Annotated in this window: 22 protein-coding genes; 14 read left to right on the top strand and 8 right to left on the bottom strand. The window is 71.5% G+C overall.

Going from position 1 to position 24,924, the window contains the following annotated elements; all coding sequences use genetic code 11:
• Positions 1-48 precede the first annotated feature (48 nt).
• Entirely contained in the window at positions 49-1,671 is a 1,623-nt protein-coding gene (locus ASD11_RS10830; RefSeq protein WP_056286977.1) for a phospho-sugar mutase, read from the bottom strand.
• 25 nt (positions 1,672-1,696) lie between these two features.
• Positions 1,697-2,488: a purine-nucleoside phosphorylase gene (locus ASD11_RS10825; protein ID WP_056286976.1), complete on the bottom strand. Its 792-nt coding sequence runs from the start codon at positions 2,486-2,488 to the stop codon at positions 1,697-1,699.
• Positions 2,489-2,506: 18 nt separating this feature from the next.
• Between ASD11_RS10825 and ASD11_RS10820 the strand changes: the two genes are divergently transcribed.
• Positions 2,507-3,067, top strand: a complete 561-nt coding sequence (locus tag ASD11_RS10820; protein ID WP_056286975.1) for a TetR/AcrR family transcriptional regulator — start codon at positions 2,507-2,509, stop codon at positions 3,065-3,067.
• A 78-nt stretch (positions 3,068-3,145) separates the two neighbouring features.
• Here the strand turns inward: ASD11_RS10820 and ASD11_RS10815 are convergent, their stop codons facing one another.
• Positions 3,146-4,819, bottom strand: coding sequence for an Ig-like domain repeat protein (locus ASD11_RS10815; protein WP_082554296.1), 1,674 nt, complete (start codon positions 4,817-4,819; stop codon positions 3,146-3,148).
• A 90-nt stretch (positions 4,820-4,909) separates the two neighbouring features.
• Here ASD11_RS10815 and ASD11_RS10810 point away from each other — a divergent pair, with 90 nt between their 5' ends.
• The 8 genes from ASD11_RS10810 (at position 4,910) to ASD11_RS10775 (ending at position 15,447) form a co-directional block, all read left to right on the top strand.
• Complete coding sequence (locus tag ASD11_RS10810; RefSeq protein WP_056286969.1) at positions 4,910-6,991, top strand: HtaA domain-containing protein; 2,082 nt, start codon at positions 4,910-4,912, stop codon at positions 6,989-6,991.
• On the top strand, positions 6,988-8,094 hold the full coding sequence (locus ASD11_RS18150) for a heme/hemin ABC transporter substrate-binding protein (protein ID WP_056286968.1): 1,107 nt from the start codon (positions 6,988-6,990) through the stop codon (positions 8,092-8,094). The genes ASD11_RS10810 and ASD11_RS18150 overlap by 4 nt, the downstream gene beginning before the upstream one ends.
• The gene (locus ASD11_RS10800) at positions 8,091-9,119 is read left to right on the top strand and encodes a FecCD family ABC transporter permease (RefSeq protein WP_056286963.1); all 1,029 of its coding nucleotides are present in this window, start codon (positions 8,091-8,093) and stop codon (positions 9,117-9,119) included. Before ASD11_RS18150 ends, ASD11_RS10800 begins: the two co-directional genes overlap by 4 nt.
• Complete coding sequence (locus ASD11_RS10795) at positions 9,116-9,946, top strand: heme ABC transporter ATP-binding protein (protein ID WP_056286961.1); 831 nt, start codon at positions 9,116-9,118, stop codon at positions 9,944-9,946. The genes ASD11_RS10800 and ASD11_RS10795 overlap by 4 nt, the downstream gene beginning before the upstream one ends.
• A gap of 44 nt (positions 9,947-9,990) precedes the next feature.
• Positions 9,991-10,665, top strand: coding sequence for a biliverdin-producing heme oxygenase (locus tag ASD11_RS10790; RefSeq protein ID WP_056286958.1), 675 nt, complete (start codon positions 9,991-9,993; stop codon positions 10,663-10,665).
• 60 nt (positions 10,666-10,725) lie between these two features.
• On the top strand, positions 10,726-12,096 hold the full coding sequence (locus tag ASD11_RS10785) for an NAD(P)H-quinone dehydrogenase (RefSeq protein ID WP_056286956.1): 1,371 nt from the start codon (positions 10,726-10,728) through the stop codon (positions 12,094-12,096).
• Between the two features lie 195 nt (positions 12,097-12,291).
• Complete coding sequence (locus ASD11_RS10780; protein ID WP_056286953.1) at positions 12,292-15,027, top strand: SpoIID/LytB domain-containing protein; 2,736 nt, start codon at positions 12,292-12,294, stop codon at positions 15,025-15,027.
• Positions 15,028-15,051: 24 nt separating this feature from the next.
• Positions 15,052-15,447 carry a phage holin family protein gene (locus tag ASD11_RS10775; RefSeq protein WP_056286952.1) on the top strand — a complete coding sequence of 132 codons (396 nt, stop codon included), beginning with the start codon at positions 15,052-15,054 and terminating at the stop codon, positions 15,445-15,447.
• A gap of 71 nt (positions 15,448-15,518) precedes the next feature.
• Here the strand turns inward: ASD11_RS10775 and ASD11_RS10770 are convergent, their stop codons facing one another.
• The 4 genes from ASD11_RS10770 to ASD11_RS10755 all read right to left on the bottom strand — a co-directional run bounded on the left by ASD11_RS10770 (position 15,519) and on the right by ASD11_RS10755 (position 19,304).
• Complete coding sequence (locus tag ASD11_RS10770) at positions 15,519-17,303, bottom strand: acetyl/propionyl/methylcrotonyl-CoA carboxylase subunit alpha (protein ID WP_235503300.1); 1,785 nt, start codon at positions 17,301-17,303, stop codon at positions 15,519-15,521.
• A 145-nt stretch (positions 17,304-17,448) separates the two neighbouring features.
• Positions 17,449-17,949 (bottom strand): transcription elongation factor GreA, encoded by a 501-nt coding sequence (gene greA, locus ASD11_RS10765; RefSeq protein WP_056286950.1) that lies wholly within the window; start codon positions 17,947-17,949, stop codon positions 17,449-17,451.
• Positions 17,950-18,014: 65 nt separating this feature from the next.
• Complete coding sequence (locus ASD11_RS10760) at positions 18,015-18,398, bottom strand: DUF4307 domain-containing protein (protein ID WP_162246477.1); 384 nt, start codon at positions 18,396-18,398, stop codon at positions 18,015-18,017.
• A 51-nt stretch (positions 18,399-18,449) separates the two neighbouring features.
• Positions 18,450-19,304, bottom strand: coding sequence for an SDR family NAD(P)-dependent oxidoreductase (locus tag ASD11_RS10755; protein ID WP_056286946.1), 855 nt, complete (start codon positions 19,302-19,304; stop codon positions 18,450-18,452).
• A gap of 62 nt (positions 19,305-19,366) precedes the next feature.
• Here ASD11_RS10755 and mca point away from each other — a divergent pair, with 62 nt between their 5' ends.
• A complete protein-coding gene (mca, locus tag ASD11_RS10750) occupies positions 19,367-20,239 on the top strand; it encodes a mycothiol conjugate amidase Mca (protein WP_056286943.1) in 873 nt (290 codons plus the stop codon).
• A 90-nt stretch (positions 20,240-20,329) separates the two neighbouring features.
• A complete protein-coding gene (locus ASD11_RS10745) occupies positions 20,330-20,566 on the top strand; it encodes a hypothetical protein (RefSeq protein ID WP_056286940.1) in 237 nt (78 codons plus the stop codon).
• A 4-nt stretch (positions 20,567-20,570) separates the two neighbouring features.
• On the opposite strand, the gene ASD11_RS10740 is transcribed toward ASD11_RS10745, so the two are convergent.
• Complete coding sequence (locus ASD11_RS10740) at positions 20,571-21,023, bottom strand: hypothetical protein (RefSeq protein WP_156464684.1); 453 nt, start codon at positions 21,021-21,023, stop codon at positions 20,571-20,573.
• A 47-nt stretch (positions 21,024-21,070) separates the two neighbouring features.
• Between ASD11_RS10740 and ASD11_RS10735 the strand changes: the two genes are divergently transcribed.
• The 3 genes from ASD11_RS10735 to ahcY all read left to right on the top strand — a co-directional run bounded on the left by ASD11_RS10735 (position 21,071) and on the right by ahcY (position 24,909).
• Complete coding sequence (locus ASD11_RS10735) at positions 21,071-23,062, top strand: thioredoxin domain-containing protein (RefSeq protein WP_056286935.1); 1,992 nt, start codon at positions 21,071-21,073, stop codon at positions 23,060-23,062.
• Positions 23,063-23,071: 9 nt separating this feature from the next.
• Positions 23,072-23,242, top strand: coding sequence for a Trm112 family protein (locus ASD11_RS17790; RefSeq protein WP_082554292.1), 171 nt, complete (start codon positions 23,072-23,074; stop codon positions 23,240-23,242).
• Positions 23,243-23,481: 239 nt separating this feature from the next.
• Positions 23,482-24,909: an adenosylhomocysteinase gene (ahcY, locus tag ASD11_RS10730; protein WP_056286932.1), complete on the top strand. Its 1,428-nt coding sequence runs from the start codon at positions 23,482-23,484 to the stop codon at positions 24,907-24,909.
• The last annotated feature ends 15 nt before the right edge of the window (positions 24,910-24,924 follow it).

Genomic DNA, 24,924 nt, shown 5'->3' with positions numbered 1-24,924 from the left:
GTCGCTGCTGCGACCTCAACCCTTCATCGTCGGTCGAACCGCGGTGGGTCAGAGGCCGAGGGCGGCGGCGAGGTCGGCCTTGATGCGCTCGAGCTGGTCCGTGGCCTCGGCGCGGGCCTCGTCGACCGACCCGGTGACCGGCGTGACCACCTCGATGTAGCACTTGAGCTTGGGCTCGGTGCCTGACGGCCGCGCGATGATGCGGGTGGCCTCGCCCAGCCCGAGCCGGATGCCGTCGGTGGCCGGGAGCCCGCGATAGCCGAGCTCGAGGTCGTCCACCGAGGTCACCTCGAGCCCGCCGAGCGAGGAAGGGGGCGTGGTGCGCAGCGTCGCCATGGCGTCGGCGATGATCGAGAGGTCCTCGACGCGCACCGAGAGCTGACCCGTGGCGTGGAGGCCGTGCTCGCGGTAGACGGCGTCGAGGCGGTCGAGGAGCGTGAGCCCCTCCGCCTTGAGCTCGGCCGCAAGCTCCAGCGCCGCGAGGACGGCCGAGACGCCGTCCTTGTCGCGTGCGATGTGCGGGGCGACGGAGTAGCCGAGCGCCTCCTCGTACCCGAACGCGAGGTCCTCGATCTTGCCGATCCACTTGAAGCCCGTGAGCGTCTGCTGCCACGGCTGCCCGTACGCCGCCGCCTGGCGGCCGAGCAGGTCCGAGCTCACGATCGAGGCGGCGTAGGTGCCCGTGGCGCCGCGCCGCAGCATGTGGTCGGCTAGGAGCGCGCCGGTCTGGTCGCCCGTGAGCATGCGGTACGACTCGCCGTCGCGGACGCCCACGGCGCAGCGGTCCGCGTCGGGGTCGTTGGCCACGATGATGTCGGCGCCCACCTCGGAGGCGAGCTTGAGCGCCAGGTCCATGGCGCCCGGCTCCTCGGGGTTGGGGAAGACGACGGTGGGGAAGTCCGGGTCGGGATCGCCCTGCTCGCGCACCACGTGGAGCGCGGGGAAGCCGGCCTGGCGCACCACCTCGACGAGCGTGTCGCGACCGACCCCGTGCATGGGCGTGTAGACGGCCACGACGTCGCGGGGTCCGTCCTGGGCCAGCGCGACGCACGCCTGCACGTAGGCCTCGGCGACCTCGGGCCCGAGCACCTCGAAGTCGAGCCCGCGCGCCAGCTGGTCGACGGGTCCGACGGCGTCGATGGCATCGGAGATGTCGCTGTCGGCCGGCGGGACGATCTGGCTCGAGTCCTCGAGGTAGACCTTGTAGCCGTTGTCCTGGGGCGGGTTGTGCGACGCCGTCACCATGACGCCGGCCGACGCACCGAGGTGGCGGATGGCGAAGGCGAGGACGGGTGTGGGCAGCGCCTCGGGCAGCAGGTAGGCGCGGACGCCGAGACCCTCGGCGATCTCCGCCGTGTCGCGGGCGAAGACGTCGGAGTTGTGGCGGGCGTCGTACCCCACGACGACCGAGGGGGTGGTGCCGTCGGGCGCGTGGTCGAGGAGGTACTGCGCGAGGCCGGCCGCCGCCTGCGCCACGATGACCCGGTTCATCCGGTTGGGCCCGGCGCCCAGCGCGCCCCGCAGCCCGGCGGTGCCGAACTGCAGACGCTGGCCGAAGCGGTCGGCCAGGGCCTCCTGGTCGTCCGCGTCGAGCAGGTCCTGCAGCTCGGCGCGGGTGACGGGGTCGGGATCCTGGGCCAGCCAGGCCTGGGCCTGCTCGATGACGGACATGCGTGCCTCTCGGGTCAGCAGCGGATCAGAAGCGGGGGAGGACGTCGGCGAGGAGGGCGCCCATGCGGGTGGCGGCCGACCTGCCGGCCTCCAGCACCTCCTCGTGGTTCAGCGGCTCGCCGGTCATCCCGGCGGCGGCGTTGGTGACGAGGGAGAGCCCGAGCACCTCCATGCCGGCCTCGCGGGCCGCGATGGCCTCGAGCGTCGTGGACATGCCCACGAGGTCGCCGCCGATGGCGCCGATCATGCGGATCTCGGCTGGGGTCTCGTAGTGCGGGCCGGGGAGCTGCACGTACACGCCCTCGTCGAGCGACGGGTCCACCTCGCGCACGAGCGCCCGGAGGCGGCTCGAGTACAGGTCGGTGAGGTCGACGAAGTTGGCTCCCTCGATGGGCGAGGTGGCCGTGAGGTTGATGTGGTCGCTGATGAGGACCGGGGTCCCGGGCGACCAGGCGGGATTGAGGCCGCCGCAGCCGTTCGTCAGCACGAGCGTCTTCACGCCGGCGGCCGCCGCGGTGCGCACGCCGTGCACGACCTTGGCCACCCCGTGGCCCTCGTAGAAGTGGGTGCGGCCGAGGAACACGAGCAGGCGGCGGTCGCCCAGGGCGATGGAGCGGATCGTGCCGCCGTGCCCCTCCACCGCGGGCTGGACGAAGCCGGGCAGCGAGGCTGCCGGGATCTCCGCCACGGGCTCGCCCAGGGCGTCGGCGGCGGGGAGCCAGCCGGAGCCCATGACGAGGGCGATGTCGTGCTGCTCGACGCCGGTGCGCTCGGCGAGGACGTCGGCCGCCTGTCGTGCCAGGTCAGAAGTGCTCACCTGCCGTACATTACGGGAGTGCCGAAGATCATCGGGAGCTCCTTGGAGGAGCACAGGGAACGAACCCGCGTGCGCGTGTTCGAGGCCCTGACGTCCCTGCTGGCACAGCGCCCGTTCGCGGCCATCTCCATGGCCGACCTCGCGGCGGAGGCGGGCGTGGGCCGGACGGCGCTCTACAACCACTTCCGCGACAAGGACGCCGTCGTGGTGGCCTTCGCCACCGACGAGACGCGCCGTTACGTGAACCGTCTCCAGCACGAGCTCGAGGGCGTGCAGTCACCCGAGGACCGCATGCGCACCTACGTGCGCCACCACCTCGACACCGCGGAGCAGATGCACTTCGGCTTCGGGCCCGAGCTGTACGCCACGCTCTCTCCGGAGGCGCTCATCGAGCTCCGTGACCATGTCGTCGACGTGGAGCAGGTGCTGCAGCAGATCATCCAGGACGGCGTCGCGTCTGGGGCCTTCCGCGTGAAGGACGTCGGGTCCGCGCTCGCCCTCGTGCACGCGTGCCTGCAGGCCAAGCGGGCCGACGCCGCCACCACGGAGGAGTTCGTCCTCCGCGGGCTCGGCGCCTGAGCCTCCGGCCCGGCCCGACGCACCACAGCGGCGCCGCTCCCGAAGGGGAACGGCGCCGCCTCGCGTGGTGCGCGCGCCCTACCTCGCGAAGGTGATGAAGTAGGACTTGAACGAGCCGACGTGGTTCGTCGTGGCGCCGTACCGGGCCGAGACCCGCCAGGTGCCGGCGACCGAGACCTTGGGCAGCGTCAGGTTCACCGCGCCGTTGGCGTTGAGCGAGCCCCTGACCGTGTACGTCTTCGAGCCCTTGGCCACGACGACCGCGACGGTGCCGCGGGGCGTCGCGACGCCGGCCGCCGGTCGGACGACGACGCGGACGGTGCCGGTGGCCCTGGTCGTGGGCTTCTTGGTCACGCTGGCCGATGTCGTGGTGGCTGCGGCCTTGACCGTGAAGGTCCGAGCCGTCGACTCGCTGGCGGCCCGGGTCGCGGAGCCCGCGAAGGAGGCCTGCACCGTGTGCGAGCCCACCGCGAAGGTGCTGGGCAGCTTCAGGGTGGCCTTGCCGTTGCTGATCGGCGCCTCACCCAGCGTGGTCTCGCCCTCGGTGAAGACGACGCTCCCGGCGTCCGCCCCCGCGACGGTGGCCGTCAGCGAGACCGCGTTGCCGTACGAGTGCGTCTTGACCTCGGCGAGGCTGGTCGTGGTCGGGCTCTTGAGCGCCTCGAAGTCGATGTCGATCGGCGTCTCGGTGTCCTGGCTCGTGGTCGAGTGGGAGTGCGCGCGCCACGTGTAGACGGAGTACTCCTTCGTCGGGTCGAGCTTCGCCGGGTCGAGCGTGATGACGCCGTCGAAGGCACCCGTCGTGGCGTCGATCGCCTCGCCGAAGAAGGCGGCCACGCCGGCGAAGAGGCTGATGTTCCCGATGCTCGAGACGTCGGGCAGGCCACCCCGGGGTGCGATGCCTGCGTAGACACCGGCATCGCCGGGGTTGGTGGAGCGGGTGAAGCCCTGGCCCGCAATGGTCCACCGCGTGGCGTCGTTCGCGTCCTGCGTGGCCGTGAGCGTCGGACGGGGAGCCTCGGCCGTGAAGGCCGACGGGACCTTGTTGGGCTGCGCGGCGCTCGCGTTGGTGCGGTAGAAGTGCGACCGCGTGCCGGGCGCGATGGCGCCGAGGAACGACGGCGCGAAGGACTCGCCGTTGTAGGGGCGGTCCGGCGAGCTCGTCAGCGCCACGGCCTGCTCGGACCCCGGCGCCAGGACGCCGACGAAGTCGGGGGTGGCCGTGAGGCTCTTGCCGGCTGCAGCGTCGGTCCAGGCGGAGGCCGGGGCGGTGAACGTCGTGACCGTCACGCGAGTCACCGGGGTCGAGGTCGCGACGCTCGTGCCGCACTGGGCCACGGCGGGGACGTCGGACGACACGTCGGCCACGATCCTGCCGGAGCCTGTGGCGTCGATCTCGACGCTCGGGTTGGCGATCGTGATGGTGTAGCAGCGGGTCGTGGAGCCCGGGAAGTTGAACGACGCGTCGACGGTGCCGGCGTACCTGACCGACGTGACGCCATTGCCGCTGTCGTGGGTGCCCACGCCCTGGGGGAACGTGATGACGCCCTCGGTGTCCTCGGTGGCGCCGCCGGAGTAGACGCGGGCGCCGATGTTGTTCTTGAACTGCTGCGACACCTTCCACTTCAGGGTGGGGGCCGGGGCTGCTTCGGCTGAGGCGACGGACGGCGAGGCGAGGACGAGGCCGCTGAGGGCCAGTCCGCTCACGATCGTCCCGGCCATCGCGCGGCGAGCGCGGGTCATGGCTGACATCGGGGACCTTTCGGGGGAATGAGGCGAGGCTCGTAGTTAGGTAAGGGAGCCCTCACTTAGGTAAGGGCGACCATACACTATGCTGACGCCATGTCATCTCCGACGTGGACCGCACTCGACCGACCGACGCGTGCCACCCTCGCGGGTGGGGTCGTCGTCGCCCTGCTCCTGGCGGTCGTCAGCGCCGTGACCCCGGCGTCGCCGGCGCGCGCCGCCGACACGGGATCCCTCGTCTGGGGCGTCAAGGCCTCCTTCCGTTCCTACGTGGGCGGACCGATCGCGCACGGCTCGATCGACGTGAGTGGTGGAGCGTCACGGCTCGGGGACGGCACCTTCTCCTTCGGCCAGACCGAGACGAGCGTGGAGGCCGGCGGCTCCACGGGCACCACCTCCTTCGGTGGCGGCGTCCGCTTCTCCGGCCACGACGGGCAGCTCGACGTCAGGCTCGCCTCGCCGCGGCTCGTCGTCACCTCGGCCTCGGCCGCCCAGCTGAGCGCCGACGTCACGCAGGCCGGAGCCACGACCCGCGTGGTGATGGCAGACCTCAAGAACCCGTCCACGAGCGGCGGTGCCACCACGTGGAAGGCCTTCCTCACGACCGCCGGCTCCCAGGTCTTCGCGCTCGACGGCTCCGAGTTCTACGGTCCCGGCACCGAGATCGACCCGGTGAAGGCCACGGTCGTGCCGCTGCCCGGACCTGAGCCCACCGAGTCCACGGCCACACCAGAGCCCACGGAGACGACGCCGAAGCCGTCCCCCACGGCGACGAGGCCCACGCCGCGACCGACCCCGTCGTCCGAGCACGGCGGCGGAGGGGGCGCGGGCGGCGACGACGAGGAAGCCACCACGAAGCGTCGGCCCGGCCTCCTGCAGTGGGGCGTCAAGGCCTCGTTCCGCAGCTACATCACAGGCCCGATCGCCAAGGGCTCCGTCGCGGTGGGCGGAGGAGCCGCTGCCTCGGGCGGCACCTACCGCTTCGGCCAGCGCTCGTCCACGGCCACGCCCCCGTCCGCCGTCGGCACCACGAGCTACCGCGGCAACGTCACCTTCGCGGGCCACGCCGGCCTGCTGGCCATGACCTTCGCCGACCCGCAGGTCCGGGTCACCTCGCCCTCGTCCGGGTCGCTGTCGGTCCAGGTGGGGGGACGCCGGCTCGACGTCGCCAGCCTGGCCCTGCGCAACGGCTCGCGCTCCACGGCCGGCAACGCCGTGTCGTACTCGGGCGTGCCTGCGTCCCTGACGGCGGCAGGGTCGTCGCTGTTCTCCTACGACGGCTCGGCCTTCTACCCGGCCGGCACCGCCATGGACCCGGTGAGCTTCGTCGTCGGCTCGGCCTCCACCGTCTCGACGTCCTCCGGCTCCGCCGTCGTGGCGGGCGGCCCGGCGAACGCCACGCCGGTGTCCGACATGGCCGCCGCCGACACCACCGACGTGGTCGTCGCCGGGTGCGCGGTCGACGACGCGTCCATGACGTGGGGCTTCAAGGAGTCGTTCCGGTCGTACATCTCGGGCTCGATCGCCAACGGCGACTGGGCCACCTCGGGGCAGGTGTCGTACGCCACCCCGTCCTTCTCCTTCTCCGCGGGGAAGGGGACCTACGACGGCGCGAAGGGCGCGGCCCGTCTCGCGTGGAACGGCGGCATCGCGTTCACCGGTCACGACGGCGCCCTCGACACCACGGTCTCCGACCCGGTGCTCCAGGTGGGCGATGCCTCCTCCGCCACGCTCGTGCTCGACGTCAAGGGCGTCTCCATGGACGACGCCATGGCCGGTCGCGAGAAGCAGGTGGAGCGCAAGGACGTCCCGTTCGTGACGCTCGACCTCGGCGCCGCGACGGTGAGGAAGGACGGCGCGAAGGTCGTGTACGAGGCCGTGCCCACCGCTCTGACGAAGGAGGGCCAGGCCGCCTTCCCCAACTACGAGGCCGGGACCGCCTTCGACCCCGTCGACCTGACCTTCACCGTCGGACGGGACTGCGCGTCTGCAGCTTCGGACGGGAACGCCTCCGCCGACGCTGCGGGCACCGCCGCCGTGCAGCCCTCGGCCGCCACGAGCGACGACGGAGGGGCCTGGCTCCCGTGGGTCGGCGGCGGCGTGATCGGGGCGTTGCTCGTCCTCGTGGGCCTGGGTGGCTTCCTGCTGGGTCGTCGCGGCTCCGGTGCCTCGGCATGAGGTGCTCCTGGGCTCGCCTCGGAGCCGTCGCCGTCGCAGCGACCCTGGTGGCGGCGTGCGCCGGGCCGGGGGGCTCGCCGGAGGAGACCGCGGGCGCAGGCGCAGACCTGGTCCCGCTCTCGCAGGTGGAGCCCGCCGCCGACCCCAAGGCGCTGAAGGGTCCCAGCACCGCCACCCTCGCCGACCGCGCCGTCGAGCCGGTCGCCGACTCCCCGAAGCAGTCGCTCCCCGTCACGGTGACCTCCAAGGACCGGGCCGGTGACCGGAAGGTCGTCGTGAAGGACACGTCGCGCGTGGTGGCCATGAACCTCTCCGGGTCCATCGCCACCACGGTGTGGGGACTCGGCCTGGGGGAGACCCTCGTCGGCCGCGACCAGGCGGCCGAGATCCCGGGCACGAGGAAGATCCCGGTCGTCACCAGCGGGGGTCACTCGGTCAACGCCGAGGCCGTGCTCGACCTCGAGCCGACGCTCGTCATCACCGACGGCTCGGTGGGCCCGCGCGACGTCGTCGAGCAGCTGCGCGACGCCGGCGTGACGGTCGTCTTCATCGACGACGACTCGTCCTTCGACGGTGCCCAGCAGATGGCCCGCGACGTGGCCGCCGTCTACGGCGTCCCCGAGACGGGGAAGCTGCTGGCCCAGCAGATCGACGAGCAGGTCGAGGCCGTCCAGCAGGAGGTGGAGCGCATCGCGCCGGAGAAGGAGTCCGACCGGCTCCGGATGATCTTCCTGTACCTGCGCGGCTCGGCCGGCATCTACTACCTCTTCGGCGAGGAGTCGGGCGCCGACGACCTCATCGACGGCCTCGGCGGCGTCGACGTCGCCGAGGAGCTCGGGTGGGAGGGGATGAGGCCCATGACCGACGAGGCCATCGTCGAGGCCGACCCCGACGTCATCCTCGTCATGACCGACGGCATCCGGTCCACCGGCGGCGTGGACGGGCTGCTGGCGGACAAGCCGGCCATCGCGCTCACCACCGCCGGGAAGAACCGACGGTTCGTCGACATGGCCGACAGCGACATCCTCTCCTTCGGCCCGCGCTCGGCCGGCGTCGTCGACGCGCTGGCGCGGGCGGTCTACGCGCCGGAACCGCCGTCGTGAGGCGCGCGGTGGTCCTCGCGGCGCTCGTGCTCCTGCTGGCCGTGGGCCTCGTCATGTCCGCGACGCAGGGCCAGCTCTCGGTGAGCTCCGCCGACGTCCTCGGCACGGTCCTGCACGGCCTGGGCGTCGACACGTCCTGGCGGCCCGAGCGTGAGGTCACGGAGCAGGCCCTGTGGCAGATCCGGTTCCCGCGGGTCGTGATGGCCCTGCTCGTGGGTGCGGCGCTCGCGGTCGGCGGCGCCATCATGCAGGCGATCTTCGGCAACCCGTTGGCCGAGCCCGGCGTGGTGGGCGTCTCGGCCGGGGCCGCGCTGGGCGCGGCCATCGGCATCGTCACCGGGTTCACGTTCGCCGGTGGCTGGGGCATCGCAGCGCTCGCGTTCCTCGGCGGCCTGCTCGCGACGATCTTCGTCTACGCGACCGCGCGCAGCGCAGGTCGGACCGAGGTGGTCACGCTGCTCCTGACGGGCATCGCCGTCAACGCCTTCGCCGGAGCCGGGCTGGCGTTCGTGATGTTCGCCGGCGACACGGCGGCCCGCGAGCAGATCGTCTTCTGGCAGTTGGGCTCCATGAACGGCTCGCGCTGGTCCGAGGTCCTCGTGGTCGCCGTCGTCACGGTGCTCGCCTCGGCCGTCGCCCTGGTCCTGGCGCGTCAGTACGACCTCCTGGCGCTGGGCGAGCGGGCGGCGGGCCACCTGGGCGTGCGGGTGGAGGCGCTGCGCATCGGCTCGATCGTCGTGGTGGCCCTGCTCACCGGCGTGGCGGTCGCCTTCGCCGGCATCATCGCCTTCGTCGGCCTCGTGGTGCCCCACCTCGTGCGCCTGTCCCTCGGACCGGCCCACCGAGGACTCCTGCTCACGAGCCTGCTCGGTGGTGCTGTGCTCCTCACGTGGGCAGACCTGGGAGCACGCACGCTCGTCGGTGGTGCCGACCTGCCCATCGGCATGCTGACCGCGCTCGTGGGCGGCCCCTTCTTCTTCTGGCTCGTACGACGCACCCGAGGGCGCTCAGGAGGCTGGGCATGAGTGCATCGACGCAGCAGGCCTCAGTCGTGGCCGTCCGGGTCGTGGACCTGGAGTGCCGCCTGGGCGGTCGTCCGGTCGTGGCCGGCGTGGGTCTCGACGTCCGGTACGGCGAGGTCCTGGCCCTCGTGGGTCCCAACGGGGCGGGCAAGTCCACGGTGCTCGGCGCCGTGGCCGGCGACCTCGCGGCCTCCGCCGGGTCCGTCCTCCTCGACGACCGCGACGTGGGGGAGTGGTCCACGCGGGACCTCGCCCGACGGCGCTCGGTCCTCCTGCAGTCGCACGAGGTGAGCTTCGCCTTCACCGTCCGTGAGGTCGTCGAGATGGGCCGCGCCCCGTGGCTCGGTCGCGAGGAGCAGGACGACGACGAGGAGGCCGTCGCCGAGGCCATGCGTCGTGCCGACGTGGTGCACCTGGCCGACCGTCCCTTCACGCAGCTGTCCGGCGGCGAGCGCGCGAGAGCGGCGCTCGCCCGGGTCCTGGCCCAGCGCACCGACGTGGTGCTGCTCGACGAGCCCACGGCGGCGCTCGACCTGCGCCACACCGAGGACGTCATGGCCGTGGCGCGAGACCTTGCGGCCGCCGGCCGCGCCGTGGTCGTGGTGCTCCACGACCTGTCGCTCGCCGCGGCCCATGCCGACGTCATCGCGGTGCTCGACGCGGGCCGGCTGGTCGCCCACGGCGCTCCGGCCGACGTCCTCACGCCTGAGGTCGTCTCGTCCACCTACGGGATCGACGTCCACGTGATCGCCGACCCCGACGGACGACTGCTGGTCGTCCCACGCCGAGCGCCGCGTCCACATCCTGACACGCCGTCACGTCCTATCTGACAATCTGTCATATAGTCTGAGCACACCCCACCGAGGAGCACGCCATGACCGCCACCGCCCAGCAGGTGTCCGAGAGCACCACGCTGTCCACGCTCATGCGCGAGGGCTCGATGGCCGAGCACCGGGAGGCGGAGGGCTCCGCCTTCATGTCCACGCTCACCGACGGGGGTGTCAGCGAGGCCGGCTACGCCCAGTACCTCGCCATGTACCGCGAGGTGTACGCCACGCTCGAGTCGGTCGCCTCCGACCTGGCCGACCACCCGGTGGCCGGGCGTCTCATCGATCCCCGTCTCGATCGGCTGGCGGCCATCGAGGCCGACCTCGACTTCTGGTCCCAGGGCGAGCGGCCCGCCGTCGACAGTCGCGCCGTCGACGCCTACGTCGCCAAGGTCGAGGCGTCGCGCACCGACCCCGTCCTGTTCGTGGCCCACCACTACACGCGCTACCTCGGCGACCTCTCGGGCGGTCAGGTCATCGGCCGGCTGCTCACGCGCGAGTTCGGCCTGCAGCCCGGCGAGGGCGTCGCCTTCTACGCCTTCGGCGAGATCCCCAAGCCCAAGCCGTACAAGGACGCCTACCGCGCCACGCTCGACACCCTCCCCGTCGAGGCCGTCGACCGTCCGCGCATCGTCGACGAGGTCCGCTCGGTCTTCGGGCTCAACGGCGCCATCTTCGCCGAGCTCACCGCACGACTCGACGAGTTCCGCCGCACGCGCTGAACCCCGGTCCGGTCGAGCCTCGGGTCGGGCCACTGCTCCTCACGATGAGAGGATGGTCCCGTGACTCGAGTAGCGATCATCGGTGGCGGACCCGGCGGCTACGAGGCAGCCCTGGTGGCAGCCCGGCTGGGGGCCGAGGTCACGGTCGTCGAGCGTGACGGCCTGGGCGGCTCGACCGTCCTCACCGACTGCGTCCCGAGCAAGACCCTCATCGCCACGTCCGACCTCCTCACCGAGGTGGAGTCGTCGGCCGAGCTCGGGGTCGACATCCCCCGCGAGATCCGCGCCGACCTCGCCATCGTCGACGACCGCGTCCTGAGCCTCGCCGCAGCCCAGTCCGCCGACATCTCCGCCCGCCTCGACGCGAGCGGCATCGAGGTCGTAGCCGGTCTCGCGTCGCTCGTCGACGCCTCCACCGTCCGCATCACGCCCCACGACGGTGCCGAGGACGTGCGCGAGGTCGACGCCGTGCTGGTCTCCACCGGCGCGCACCCCCGCGTGAGCCCCGACGCCCAGCCCGACGGCGAGCGCATCCTCACGTGGGAGCAGGTCTACGCCCTGCGCGACCTCCCCGAGCACATGATCGTCGTCGGGTCCGGCGTCACGGGTGCGGAGTTCGCCAGCGCCTACAACGGTCTCGGCGCCCGCGTCACGCTCGTCTCGAGCCGCGACCGCGTGCTTCCGGGGGAGGACCCCGACGCCGCCAACCTCATCGAGGACGTCTTCACCGAGCGCGGCATGACGGTGCTGGGGACCTCGCGCATGGCCTCGGTGCAGCGCGACGGCGACCGGGTCGTGGTGACCCTCACCGACGGGCGCACCGTCGAGGGCTCGCACTGCCTGCTCGCCCTGGGCTCCATCCCCAACACCGCCGACCTCGGCCTCGTCGAGGCGGGCGTCACGCTCGACGACGGCGGCTTCGTCCAGGTCGACAAGGTCTCGCGCACGAGCGCCCGCGGCGTCTACGCCGCAGGCGACTGCACCGGCGTCTTCATGCTCGCCTCCGTGGCGGCACAGCAGGGTCGTATCGCCATGGCCCACCTCCTCGGCGATGCCGTGCACCCGCTCGACCTCGAGAAGATCTCGAGCAACATCTTCACCTCGCCGGAGATCGCCACGGCGGGACTCTCGCAGAAGCAGATCGAGGAGCGCGGCCTGCACGTCGACGTCGCCATGCTGCCCCTGGCGGCCAACGCGCGCGCCAAGATGCAGGGCGTCCACCACGGCTTCGTCAAGCTCTACGCCCGACGCGGTGCGGGCAGCGTCATCGGCGGTGTCGTCGTGGGTCCCCGGGCCAGCGAGCTCATCCACCCCATCGCCCTCGCCGTCTCGGCCTCGCTCACGGTCGACCAGGTGGCCGACGCCTTCACCGTCTACCCGTCGCTCTCCGGGTCGGTCGCGGAGGCCGCCCGCCATCTGCACGGCGCATGACCCGCCTCGGGAACGTTCGAGTGTCGCAAGCCTCTGACCTGCACAAATGACACGCGTGTAGTTCTGCAGGTCAGCGACTTTCGCTGGACCGGGGCCCGGACGTGTGCACATAATCGAACGTTCGTCACTCCAGTCACACCCGTCACAGCGGCTCTACAGAACGGCTTCACCATGCTTCGTCGGCGCCAATTCTCGGTGGCACCGTGCGCAGTCCTGAGCAGCGCGCTCCTGACCGTGTCCCTCCTGGCCGCTCCCCAGGCCCAGGCGGCCTCCGGTGGAGGCGGCGACGCAGGCTCCGCGCCGGCCGCCGTCGCGCCCGCCGCCGCGCCCGCGGTGAAGACCGAGCAGCTCGAGGTGCCGACCACGATCCGCTCCAAGGCCGCAACGCCCTCGCCCGAGAGGCAGGGCGTCGGCAGGGCCGACGGCTCCGCCGCCACGGTCGTGGCCGAGCTCGAGCCCACGCGCGTCCGGTCCTTCAGGATGGTGGGCGTCACGTGGGACGCCGACGCGTCGCTGAAGGACGTGAAGGTCGAGATCCGCACGCGCGAGGACGGCACCTGGACCGCGTGGCGCGGGCTCGAGTTCGACGGCCACCTGGACGACGGCAGCCCGCGTGACGGCACCGACGCCGACTGGATCGGAGAGGGCGCCGACGGCGTCGCCGCCCGCGTCTCGGCCTCCGAGGGCCAGCCCGAGGGGCTCCGCATCGCCACGATCGACCCCGGTGCGGACGCCAACGACGCCAAGCCGTCCGAGGGCGACGCCACGCAGTCCGGCGCCCTCGCGCCGCTGTCGGCGAGCGGCGTCGCGGACGGCACGGCGCAGGCCGTGACGGCGGCCGACACGAGCCCCGCCTACACGCCGGTGCCCAAGATCATCACCCGCGCCCAGTGGGGCGCTGCGAAGCCCAACTCGTGCGACACGCCCCGCGTGGGTGCCACGACCAAGGGCGTCGTCATCCACCACACGGCCGGCAAGAACTCGTACTCCAAGGCCGAGTCCGACAACATCATGCGCGCCGACCAGAGCTATCACATGAAGGCGCGTGGCTGGTGCGACATCGGCTACAACTTCGTCGTCGACAAGTACGGCCAGATCTTCGAGGGTCGTTCCGGTGGCTACGACCGCAACGTGCGCGCTGCCCACTCCGGCAACGACGCCGTGAACACGTACACCACCGGCATCTCCCTCCAGGGAAACTTCGACGTGGCGCACGTCCCGGACGCCATGAAGAACGCCGTGGTCCGGCTGGTGGGCTGGCGCCTCGCCACCACGTTCAACCCGGCCAAGGGCACCTACTCGCTCGGCGGCAAGACGCTCAACCGCATCGCAGGTCACCGCAACGTGGTCAGCACGGCGTGTCCGGGGAAGTACGGCTATGCCTGGCTCACGGCCAAGGGGGGCCTGCGTGACCGCGTGGCCAACTACATCGCCGACTACGACACGCCCACGAGCCGGCTCCACGACAAGCTCGGCGACGGCACGACCGGCGCCGTCTACTCCGGGGAGAAGGTCGTCGCCGGGGGCCACCGCACCGTCTTCGACAAGGCCGACATCCTGCAGCGCACGGACGTGGACACCGCCTACGCGGTCCTGTCGCCGGTGCGCAACGCGTACATCGCCCGTGGCCGCTGGACCGACAAGCTGGGCTGGCCTATCGCGAGCTACACGAAGACCGACACGGGCGGCTACCAGAAGTTCCAGGGTGGTCGGATCACGTACACGTCGGCCACCAAGAAGGTGTCCGTCACGTACGGGACCACCTCCACGGGCAGCGCCGGCACCACCACGAAGCCGACGGTCAACAGTGCCGTCGTGCCGTCGAGCCGCACCGTCACGGTGAAGGGCCACGGCTACGGGCACGGGATCGGGATGAGCCAGTACGGCGCGGAGGGAGCGGCCCGCAAGGGCCTCTCGGCCACGAGCATCCTCCGGTACTACTACCCGGGCACGTCGCTGGTGAAGAAGTCCGCCAAGATCCGGGTGCTCATCTCGGCCGACACGTCGCCGACGGTGACCGTGAAGAGCCGCAGCGGGCTGGTCTACCGCAACGTCACGACCAACGCCCGACGCACCCTGTCCACGAAGAACACCGCCGGCACCACGATCGAGCAGTGGCGCATCGAGGTGGACCCGGCCAAGAAGTCGCGGTCGATCCTCCAGTACCGCGTCAAGGGCACCTGGTCCACGTACGGCAAGGTGGCGCCCTGGACCGGTCCCGCCCAGATCGAGGCGTCGTCGGGCGCCCTGGGCCTCGTCCTCCCGAACAGCTCGGTCGCCTCGTACCGCGGCGCGCTGCGGTCGGTGCCCCCCACGGCGGGCTCCGCCGACCGCAACACCGTGAACGTCCTGGGTCTCGAGGAGTACACGCGGGGCGTCGTCGCTGCCGAGGTGCCGTCCTCGTGGCGCGCCGCGACGCTGCGGGCCCAGTCGGTCGCGGCCCGGACGTACGGCCTTCGCTCGCTCACGTCGTCGCGCTACTACGACATCTGCGACACCACGTCCTGCCAGGTCTACCGCGGGGTGGGCGGCGAGACCTCGAGCACGAACGCGGCCGTCTCGACGTCGGCCGGGCTCGTCCTGATGTATCAGGGCAAGCCCGCGCTGGCCCAGTTCTCCTCCTCGTCGGGCGGCCGCTCGGCCGCCGGCAGCGAGCCCTACCTCAAGGACAAGGTCGACGCCTACGACGGCTGGTCCGGCAACGCCAACCATGACTGGAGCACGAGCCTCAAGGCCTCGACGATCGAGAAGAAGTATCCCTCGCTCGGCACGCTCAAGCGGCTCACGGTGACCTCGCGCACCGGGACCGGCGAGGACGGCGGCCGCGTCACGCGGTTCGCCCTGGTCGGGTCCAGGACGACGATCCGGATGTCGGGCCCCGACGCGCGGTTCGGGCTCGGCCTGAAGTCGGCCTGGTTCTCCTTCAGCTGAGCTGAGTTCTGGGATACTGGCGCCATGCCTCGTCTCGCGAAGTCCCTCGCGCTCTCGGCCCTCGCGAACGCGCTGTCGCTGGGCTTCGCCGCCCTCGTGCTCGGCAGCCACTTCAACATCACGCTCGGCTGGTTCGTCGTCGCCGTCGTGCTGTTCACGGCACTGGCCGTGGTGCTGCGAAGCACGATCATGTCGGTCGTGCCGCGGTTCGCCCGGGGCTACACGATCATCGGCGGGCTCGTCCTCACCGCCGCCGCGCTCGCCATCACCGACGCCGCCGTCCCCGAGACCGGCTTCGACATCAAGGGCACCTGGGCGTGGCTCTGCGTCACCCTCATCGTGTGGGCCGCCGGCGTGGCCTACGGCGAGGTCGACACCCACGCCCCCGACGACGTCCCCGACGTCCTCCCCAAGGCCTGACCGCCGGCCCCCACTCCACGCAGAAGGCCCCCGATCCGTGCGGATCGGGGGCCTTCTCGCTGCGCTGCGGACTACTCGGCGGCGTCCTTGATGGTGGCGATGACCGCGCCCGAGGTGAGCGTGGCGCCGACCTCGGCCTCGAGGCCCGTCACGGTGCCGGCCTTGTGGGCGTTGATGGGCTGCTCCATCTTCATGGCCTCGATGACGAGGACCTGGTCGCCGACGGCGACCTCCTGGCCCTCCTCGACGGAGACCTTCACGACGGTGCCCTGCATGGGCGAGGTGAGGGCGTCGCCGCTCACCGCGGCTCCGGCGCCGCCGGCCTTGCGCTTGGGCTTCTTGGCGCCACCGACGGCGGGACCGGCCGCGGCACCGAGACCGCCGGGCAGCACGACCTCGACGCGCTTGCCGCCGACCTCGACGACGACGCGCTCACGCTCGGACGGCTCGTCGCTCTCCGAGGCGCCGGAGTAGGGCTCCAGCTGGTTGTCGTAGTCGGTCTCGATCCACGTCGTGTAGACGTCGAACGAGCCGGGCGAGCCGTCCTCGTTCTGGGCCGTGTAGGCCGGATCGGTGAGGACGTCGCGGTGGAACGGGATGACCGTGGGCATGCCGTCGACGACGAACTCGCCCAGGGCACGACGCGAGCGCTCGATGGCCTGCTCGCGGGTGCGGCCGGTGACGATCAGCTTGGCCACGAGGGAGTCGAAGGAGCCCGGGATGGTCTCGCCGTTGACGTAGCCGGAGTCGAGCCGGACGCCGGGGCCCGACGGCGGCTCCCACGCGGTGAGGGTGCCGGGCGCGGGCAGGAAGCCGCGGCCGCCGTCCTCGGCGTTGATGCGGAACTCGATGGAGTGTCCGATGATCTCGGGGTCGTCGTAGCCCAGCTCCTCGCCGGCCGCGATGCGGAACATCTCGCGGACGAGGTCGATGCCGGTGACCTCCTCGGAGACGCAGTGCTCGACCTGGAGGCGCGTGTTGACCTCGAGGAAGCTGATGGTGCCGTCGCGGGCCACGAGGAACTCGCACGTGCCGGCGCCGACGTAGCCCGCCTCCTTGAGGATGGCCTTGGAGGAGGTGTAGAGCCGATCGAGCTGGTCGTCGCTCAGGAACGGCGCGGGGGCCTCCTCGACGAGCTTCTGGTGGCGGCGCTGCAGCGAGCAGTCGCGGGTGGAGACCACCACCACGTTGCCGTGGCTGTCGGCGAGGCACTGGGTCTCGACGTGGCGCGGCTTGTCGAGGAACTTCTCCACGAGGCACTCGCCACGACCGAAGGCGCTGACGGCCTCACGGACGGCAGACTCGTACTGGGAGGGGATCTCCTCCATGGTGCGCGCGACCTTGAGGCCACGTCCGCCGCCACCGAAGACGGCCTTGATGGCCACGGGGAGGCCGAACTCCTCGGCGAACTTCACGACCTCGTCGGCGTCCTTGACGGGATCCTTGGTGCCGGGTGCGAGGGGGGCGTTCGCCTTCTGCGCGATGTGCTTGGCCTTGGCCTTGTCGCCGAGGTTCTCGATGGCCGAGGGCGGGGGGCCGATCCAGATGAGCCCGGCGTCGATGACGGCCTGGGCGAACTCGGCGTTCTCGGCGAGGAAGCCGTAGCCGGGGTGCACGGAGTCGGCACCGCTCTTCTGCGCGACCGCGATGATCTTCTCGATCGACAGGTACGAGTCGCCGGGGGTGGCTCCGTCGAGGGAGTAGGCCTCGTCGGCCAGCCGGACGAACAGGGCGTCACGGTCGGGCTCGGCGTAGACGGCGACGCTGCCGATGCCGGCGTCCTTCGTCGCGCGGATCACGCGGACGGCGATCTCTCCACGGTTGGCGATCAGGACCTTGCTCAGGGGCTTGCTCACGAACTCTCCTCGGAGGCGGCGGAACTGCCTGCCGAGTCTAGGGGACCCCTGACGGTCCCCTGAGGTGAGGTGGGCCACGCCGAGACGGGGCGGGCCCAGCCGGCATGGTGCCGGCTGGGCCCGTCGTCGTTCCGCGGGGTCGTGGTCAGAAGGGCTTGGCCTCGACGACCTCGACCGAGATGGTGGCACCGGTGGGCGTCTCGTAGGACGCCTCGTCGCCGGCCTTCTTGCCCAGGATGGCCGCGCCGAGCGGCGAGGTGGGGGAGTAGACGTCGAGGTCGACGGCGCTGTCGAGGCTGAGGAGCTCGCGCGAGCCCAGCAGGAACGTCTCGGTGTCGGTGTCGCCCTTGAAGCGGATGGTGACCTTCATGCCGGCCTCGACGACGCCGTCGTCGGCGGGCTTCTCGCCCACCTCGGAGCGTCGGAGCAGGTCCTCGAGCTGGCGGATGCGGGCGTCGGTCTTGCCCTGCTCCTCGCGGGCGGCGTGGTAGCCACCGTTCTCCTTGAGGTCGCCCTCCTCGCGGGCGGCGGCGATCTTGGACGTGATGTCGGGCATGACGACGTCCTTGAGCTGGGTCAGCTCTTCCTGCAGGCGTGCATAGGCCTCCTGCGTGACCCAGATGGTCTCGGTGGGCTGCTGCGTCATCCTGAGGCTCCTTCCACGTACGGCACCCCGGGCCGATGCCCGGGGTGAAACAACGAGGCTAGCACTCAGTCCGAGGTTTCACACGTGCGCAGAATGCCGTTCACGCCGCGGCGCTCGGTCTCGACGCTGACCGTCACGCGGGTCTTCTCGGTACCGCTCGGAGCGATCGGCTCGGTGCGCTCGCCGACGACCGAGTGGTCCTCGGCCTGGACGTAGACCGTGCACTCCACGGGGTCGTCGTCGCTGCGGCGGACGTCGAGGATGACGTCGGTGCGGGTGTTGCTGACGACGTCGTAGCCCCAGACGACGGCGGACACGGGTCGGGGCTGGAACGCGATCCAGGCCGCCCACGCGACGCCGAGCGAGACGCCCACGGCGGCGACGACCCACCACAGCCAGCGCGGGCGGGTGCGTGCGCCGTAGCGGTCGGCGGGCAGGGGCGTGGTCACGGGCACCAGTCTGTCAGGCGGGTCCGAGCCGATGGCCCTGCAGCCCGTCCGTCATGCCTTCATCTGGCTCTGGACGAGACGGTCGAACACGCGGAAGGGCAGGACCGCCGAGGCGCCGGCCATGACCTTGGCCTCGGTGCCGATGACGTACTCGGCCTTGGGTCGACGGGAGAACAGGGCGTGGTGCGCGGCCTCGGCGACCTTGGAGGGCGCGATACCGGCGGCCTCGGCGCCCGCCACGATCTTCTGCATCCCGGCGATGGCCTCCCCGTAGTACCCGCGGGCCTCGGGCGGCAGGGACTCCACGACCGCGTCGACGTCGACCTCGGCCTTGTCCCAGATGGGGGTGGAGACCGTGGCAGGGGCGAGGGTGCTGACGCCGATGCCCCACGGCATGAGCTCGCGACGCCAGCTCTCCGCCAGACCGTTGAGCGCGTGCTTGGAGGCGGCGTAGGGGCCGATGAACGGCGCGGCCACCGTGCCGCCGATGGAGCTGGTGAAGACGATGCGCGGCCGGCCGCCACCCTCCGAGCGGGTGCGCAGGAGAGGGAGGAAGGCCTGGGTGACGCCGACCTGGCCGATCACGTTGACCTCGAGCTGTCGACGCACCTCGTCGAGCTCCACGAACTCGAGCGGACCACCCACCGCGATGCCCGCGTTGTTGACCAGCCCGTGCAGGCCGCCCGGCCCCACGCGGTCGCGCACGACGTCGGCAGCGGCTCGGGCCTCGTCGGCGCTGGTGACGTCGAGCCGGACCCCGGAGACGAGCGGGTGGTCCACCACGGTGGAGAGGTCGCGGACCGCCGCGACCACGCGGACGTCGCGCGAGGCGAGGTGCTCGACGATGGCCCGGCCGATGCCGGTGGAGGCCCCCGTGACGACGACGGTGGGTGCTGAGGTGCTCATGCAGCCAGCCTGGCAGCACCCCGGCCCCCGGCGCGTCCTGCCCAGGTCGGAATAATGGAGGGGTGGAAGACCGACTGCGGCTCATGCATGTGCACGCCCACCCGGACGACGAGTCCAGCAAGGGGGCGGCGTCGACGGCCAAGTACGTGGCCGAGGGCGTCGACGTCCACGTGGCCACGTGCACGGGAGGCGAGCGGGGCAGCGTGCTGAACCCGTCGTTCGACCACCCGGGCATCGTCGACAACCCCGAGCTCATCACCGAGATCCGGCGCGACGAGATGGACCGCGCCCGCGAGATCCTCGGCATCCGCCAGGACTGGCTCGGCTGGGTCGACTCCGGCTGGCCCGAGGGCGACCCCAAGCCACCGCTGCCCGAGGGGTGCTTCGCGCTCGTGCCCCTCGAGGAGGCCGCCGCGCCGCTCGTCCGGCTCATCCGCGAGTTCCGTCCGCACGTCATGACCACGTACGACGAGAAGGGTGGCTACCCGCACCCCGACCACATCAAGTGCCACGAGATCAGCATGTTCGCCTACGAGGCGGCCTCGGACCCCGAGCGCTACCCCGAGCTGGGCGAGCCGTGGCAGGTCGCCAAGGTCTACTACCACCACGGCTGGTCGTGGGACCGCATGAACGCCATCGCCGAGGGGCTCACGGAGCGCGGACTCCCCAACCCCTACGAGGAGCGCTTCAAGGACTGGAAGCGCGACCCCGAGCGCGAGAAGCGCCTCACCACCCGCGTCGAGTGCGCCGAGTACTTCTCCGTCCGCGACCAGGCCCTCCTGGCGCACGCCACCCAGATCGACCCCGACGGGTTCTGGTTCGCCATCCCGCGCGACCTCGAGCGCGACGTCTGGCCCACCGAGGACTACGAGCTCGTGCACAGCACCGTCGAGACCTCGGTCCCCGAGACCGACCTCTTCGCCGGCCTCCGCTGACCCCACCCCGAGATCCGCGGCGCCATGCACCGTTCGCCCGACCCGAACGGTGCATGGTGCCGCACATCTGGGGGCACGTAGGATGGCCTCATGTACGCGCAGCTCGCCACCGCCCTCCTCGAGGTCGAGAACCGGGGCCTCGACCCCAACATCGTCAAGCCCGGCTGGACCGCGCTCGGCATCGTCGCGCTGCTCTGCCTCGCCACGTTCGTCCTGGCCCGCTCGTTCCTGAAGCACTCCCGCAAGGCCCTCGAGCCCTGGGAGGGCGAGGAGCCCGACGTCCCGACGCTCGAGGAGCAGACCACGCGCCCGCACGAGCGCCGCTGATCCCTCAGTCCCGCGGCGGAACCACTCGCGTGGCCGCTCCGAGGCACGCCGCTCCGACGGCGAGAGCCGCTGCCAGCACGGCGTAGAACGGTCCGTCCGGCTGGTCGGCCGTCACGGAGCCCTGGCCCTCGTTCGCGAGGCTCACGCCCACGCCGGCGGCCAGGGCCAGCAGGTTGAGCCCGAAGGTCACGAGCGGGCCGAGCGTCAGGAGGCGTGCCCATCCCTGCGCTCGACCGACCGCCAGCACCAGCAGGCCCACGACGATCGCCTCGGTGGCCGTCAGGACCAGGCAGGTCGTGAGGAAGGACGCATGGTCCGACCAGTCCACGTCGTCCTGGAATCCGTACGCGTAGAGGAACGCGACGAAGAGTGACGGGGTGGACAGGGCTGCCGTCGCCGTGGCGGCCGCGGACCACAGGGTCGACGCCCGCACGGTCACAGGTTGCCAGGGGGACATCGGTCCAGCGTAGGGCGAGCCCGGGCGGTCGCCCGTAGGTTGGAGACGTGGTCAATCGTCTCGGATCCTCCACCAGCCCGTACCTCCTGCAGCACGCGGACAACCCCGTGCACTGGTGGGAGTGGGGCGAGGACGCGTTCGCCGAGGCGCGCCGGCTCGACCGGCCGGTGCTGCTGAGCGTCGGCTATGCCGCGTGCCACTGGTGCCACGTCATGGCGCACGAGTCCTTCGAGGACGAGGTCGCCGCGGCGTACATGAACGAGCACTTCGTGAACATCAAGGTGGACCGCGAGGAGCGCCCTGACGTCGACGCCGTCTACATGCGCGCCACGCAGGCCATGACCGGGCAGGGCGGCTGGCCCATGACCGTCGTGCTCACGCCCGCGGGAGAGCCGTTCTTCGCCGGGACCTACTTCCCGCCCGAGCCCCGGCAGGGCATGCCGGCCTTCACGCAGGTCCTGCAGGGCCTGGCCGACGCGTGGGAGAACCGCCGCGAGGACGTCATGACCGTCGGGTCGCAGGTCGTCGACCACCTGCGCGAGGAGATGGCGTCGGCCGGGACGATCGACGAGGCCGCGCTCGACGCTGCGGTGGTCTCGTTCGGCGGTCAGCACGACGACGAGGCGGGCGGCTTCGGGGCGAGCCCCAAGTTCCCGCCGTCGATGGTCCTGGAGTTCCTGGTGCGTCACGCGGCCCGCACCGGCGACGAGACGGCGGCCCGGCTCGTGCGGCGCACGTGCGACGCGATGGCCCGCGGCGGCCTGTACGACCAGCTCGGCGGCGGCTTCGCCCGGTACTCGGTCGACCGGTTCTGGCGCGTGCCGCACTTCGAGAAGATGCTCTACGACAACGCCCAGCTGCTGCGGGTGTACCTGCACGCAGCCGAGGCCGGCCTGGCCGAGGAGCGCATCGCCCGCGAGACCGCCGACTTCATGCTCCGCGAGCTGGGGACGGCCGAGGGCGGGTTCGCCTCGGCGCTCGACGCCGACAGCGCGGACGACCGCGGGGCGGTGCACGAGGGCGTCTTCTACGTCTGGAACCCCAACCAGCTCATGCGCGTGCTCGGTCCGCAGGACGGCGCGTGGGCCACGCAGCTGCTCGGCGTGAGTGGCGCCGGGACGTTCGAGCGCGGCTACTCCACGCTGCAGCTGCTGGCCGACCCCGACGACGCGCAGCGCTGGGCCGACGTCCGGGCCCGCCTGCTGGAGGCCCGCGCCGACCGCGCGCGGCCTGCCCGCGACGACAAGGTCGTCGCCGCCTGGAACGGGCTCGCGGTCACCGCGCTCGTCGAGGCCTCCGTGCTGCTCGACGAGCCCGCCTACGCCGACGCCGCCGTCCGGGCCGCCACGCTGCTCGCCGACGTCCACCTGGTCGACGGCCGGCTGCGGCGAGCCTCGCGGGGTGGCGCGGTCGGTGCCCACGAGGCGGTCCTGGAGGACCACGCCTGCGTCGCCGAGGCGTTCCTCGCGGTGCTCGGACTCACCGGCGACCCGGTGTGGCTGAGTCGGGCCAGGCTCCTCCTCGACCGGGTGATCGAGCACTTCGCCGACCCGGCCGGTGGGTTCTACGACACCGCCGACGACGTCGAGGCCCTCGTGGTGCGTCCGCGGGACGTCACGGACAACGCCTACCCGGCCGGTTCCTCGGCCGCGGCGCACGCCTTCCTCGCCCTCGCCGGGATCACGGGGGAGCAGCGGTACCGCGACGCCGCGGAGTCGGCCATCGAGTCCGCCGGCGAGCTCGCGCGTCAGGCCCCGCGCTTCGCCGGCTGGACCCTGGCCGCGGCCGAGGCGGCCCTGGCCGGGCCCGAGCAGGTGGCGATCGTCGGGCCCGACGGTCCCGAGCGGCGCGCCCTCCACCGGGCCGCGCTGCGTCGCCCGTCCCCGGGCGTGGTCGTGGTGGTGGCCGAGGAGTCGCACCCCGACGTCGCGCTGCTGGAGGGTCGCTCGGCGATCGACGGCGTGCCGACGGCCTACGTGTGCCGCGACTTCGTGTGCAGCCTGCCCACGCACGATCCCGCGGCCGTCGAGGCTCGCTAGGCTGGCCCCATGAACCTCGACCCGGCGCTCCTCGACATCCTCGTCTGCCCGCAGTGCCGCGCGACGCTGTTCGTCGACGACGACGCGTCCGAGCTCGTCTGCAACGCGTGCCAGCTGGCCTACCCCGTGCGCGACGACATCCCGGTCATGCTCGTCGACGAGGCCCGCTCCCTCGCCTGACCCGCTCCACCGCCCCCGACGGACGAAGGGCGAGGGATCCTGGTCGTCCTGACGACCACGAGCCCTCATCGTTCGTCCACCCCAGTTCGGGCGTCGGCGCCGCGGCCGAGGCCCCGTTGTGACCCAGGTCACGACTATGCTGAGCGGGACGACGGCGAGGATGCCGGTCAGTGACGAACCGCGCACCGGATCTGCGCGGTCTGTCCCTCACGCCGGTCACCGACAGTTACGATGAAGGCATGGATTTCAACGTCGCTGACCTTTCGCTGGCCGAGTACGGCCGCAAGGAGATCGTTCTTGCCGAGCACGAGATGCCCGGCCTGGTGGAGATGCGCCGCCGTTTCGGCGACTCCAAGCCCCTCGCCGGAGCCCGCATCGCCGGCTCGCTGCACATGACCATCCAGACCGCCGTGCTGATCGAGACCCTCGTGGCTCTCGGCGCGGACGTCCGGTGGGCCACGTGCAACATCTTCTCCACGCAGGACCACGCGGCCGCGGCCGTCGTCGTCGGCCCCCACGGCACGCCCGAGGACCCCCAGGGCACCCCGGTCTTCGCCTGGAAGGGCGAGACGCTGGCCGAGTACTGGGACGAGGCCGAGAAGGTCTTCGACTTCGCCGAGGGCGGACCCAACGTGCTGCTCGACGACGGCGGCGACATCACGATGCTGCTGCACCTGGGCGTCGAGTACGAGAAGACCGGCAAGGTCCCCTCGCAGGACAGCACCGACAACGAGGAGTTCAAGGAGGTGCTGCGCGTCCTGGCCCGTTCCGTCGCCGAGAAGCCGCAGCACTGGACGAACATCGCCAAGGACATCAAGGGCGTCTCCGAGGAGACCACCACCGGCGTCCTCCGCCTCTACGACCGTTTCCGCGAGGGCACGCTGCTCTTCCCGGCCATCAACGTCAACGACTCGGTCACCAAGAGCAAGTTCGACAACAAGTACGGCTGCCGCCACTCGCTCATCGACGGCCTCAACCGCGCCACCGACGTCATGATCGGCGGCAAGGTCGCCGTCGTCTGTGGCTACGGCGACGTCGGCAAGGGCTCCGCGGAGTCGCTGCGCGGCCAGGGCGCTCGCGTCATCGTCACCGAGATCGACCCCATCTGCGCGCTGCAGGCCGCCATGGACGGCTACGAGGTCAAGCGCCTCGAGTCGGTCGTCGAGACGGCCGACATCTTCATCACCACCACCGGAAACTTCGACATCATCACGGTCGAGCACTTCCAGAAGATGAAGCACCAGGCCATCGTGGGCAACATCGGTCACTTCGACAACGAGATCAACATGGCCGGTCTGGCCAAGATCCCGAACATCGTCAAGGACGAGATCAAGCCGCAGGTCCACCAGTGGATCTTCGAGGACGGCAAGAAGATCATCGTGCTGTCCGAGGGTCGTCTCCTCAACCTCGGCAACGCCACGGGCCACCCGTCGTTCGTCATGTCTAACTCGTTCACCAACCAGGTGCTGGCGCAGATCGAGCTCTACACGAAGGCCGACGAGTACGAGCTGGGCGTCCACGTGCTGCCCAAGCACCTCGACGAGGAGGTCGCCCGTCTGCACCTCGACGCCCTCGGCGTCGAGCTGACCGAGCTCACCAAGGAGCAGGCCGCCTACCTCGGCGTCGCGATCGAGGGTCCGTACAAGTCGGACCTCTACCGCTACTGAGCAACCCGGAGACAC

The sequence above is a fragment of the Aeromicrobium sp. Root495 genome, assembly GCF_001426755.1.
Classification (GTDB): domain Bacteria; phylum Actinomycetota; class Actinomycetes; order Propionibacteriales; family Nocardioidaceae; genus Aeromicrobium.
This window is presented reverse-complemented; position numbering and strand designations above follow the sequence as displayed.

Coding starts and splice junctions, on each gene's coding strand:
- ASD11_RS10830 (WP_056286977.1), bottom strand. CDS start 1,671: ATGTCCGTCATCGAGCAGGCCCAGGCCTGGCTGGCCCAGGATCCCGAC.
- ASD11_RS10815 (WP_082554296.1), bottom strand. CDS start 4,819: ATGTCAGCCATGACCCGCGCTCGCCGCGCGATGGCCGGGACGATCGTG.
- ASD11_RS10810 (WP_056286969.1), top strand. CDS start 4,910: ATGTCATCTCCGACGTGGACCGCACTCGACCGACCGACGCGTGCCACC.
- ASD11_RS18150 (WP_056286968.1), top strand. CDS start 6,988: ATGAGGTGCTCCTGGGCTCGCCTCGGAGCCGTCGCCGTCGCAGCGACC.
- ASD11_RS10795 (WP_056286961.1), top strand. CDS start 9,116: ATGAGTGCATCGACGCAGCAGGCCTCAGTCGTGGCCGTCCGGGTCGTG.
- ASD11_RS10790 (WP_056286958.1), top strand. CDS start 9,991: ATGACCGCCACCGCCCAGCAGGTGTCCGAGAGCACCACGCTGTCCACG.
- ASD11_RS10775 (WP_056286952.1), top strand. CDS start 15,052: ATGCCTCGTCTCGCGAAGTCCCTCGCGCTCTCGGCCCTCGCGAACGCG.
- greA (WP_056286950.1), bottom strand. CDS start 17,949: ATGACGCAGCAGCCCACCGAGACCATCTGGGTCACGCAGGAGGCCTAT.
- ASD11_RS10755 (WP_056286946.1), bottom strand. CDS start 19,304: ATGAGCACCTCAGCACCCACCGTCGTCGTCACGGGGGCCTCCACCGGC.
- ASD11_RS10745 (WP_056286940.1), top strand. CDS start 20,330: ATGTACGCGCAGCTCGCCACCGCCCTCCTCGAGGTCGAGAACCGGGGC.
- ASD11_RS10740 (WP_156464684.1), bottom strand. CDS start 21,023: ATGTCCCCCTGGCAACCTGTGACCGTGCGGGCGTCGACCCTGTGGTCC.
- ASD11_RS17790 (WP_082554292.1), top strand. CDS start 23,072: ATGAACCTCGACCCGGCGCTCCTCGACATCCTCGTCTGCCCGCAGTGC.
- ahcY (WP_056286932.1), top strand. CDS start 23,482: ATGGATTTCAACGTCGCTGACCTTTCGCTGGCCGAGTACGGCCGCAAG.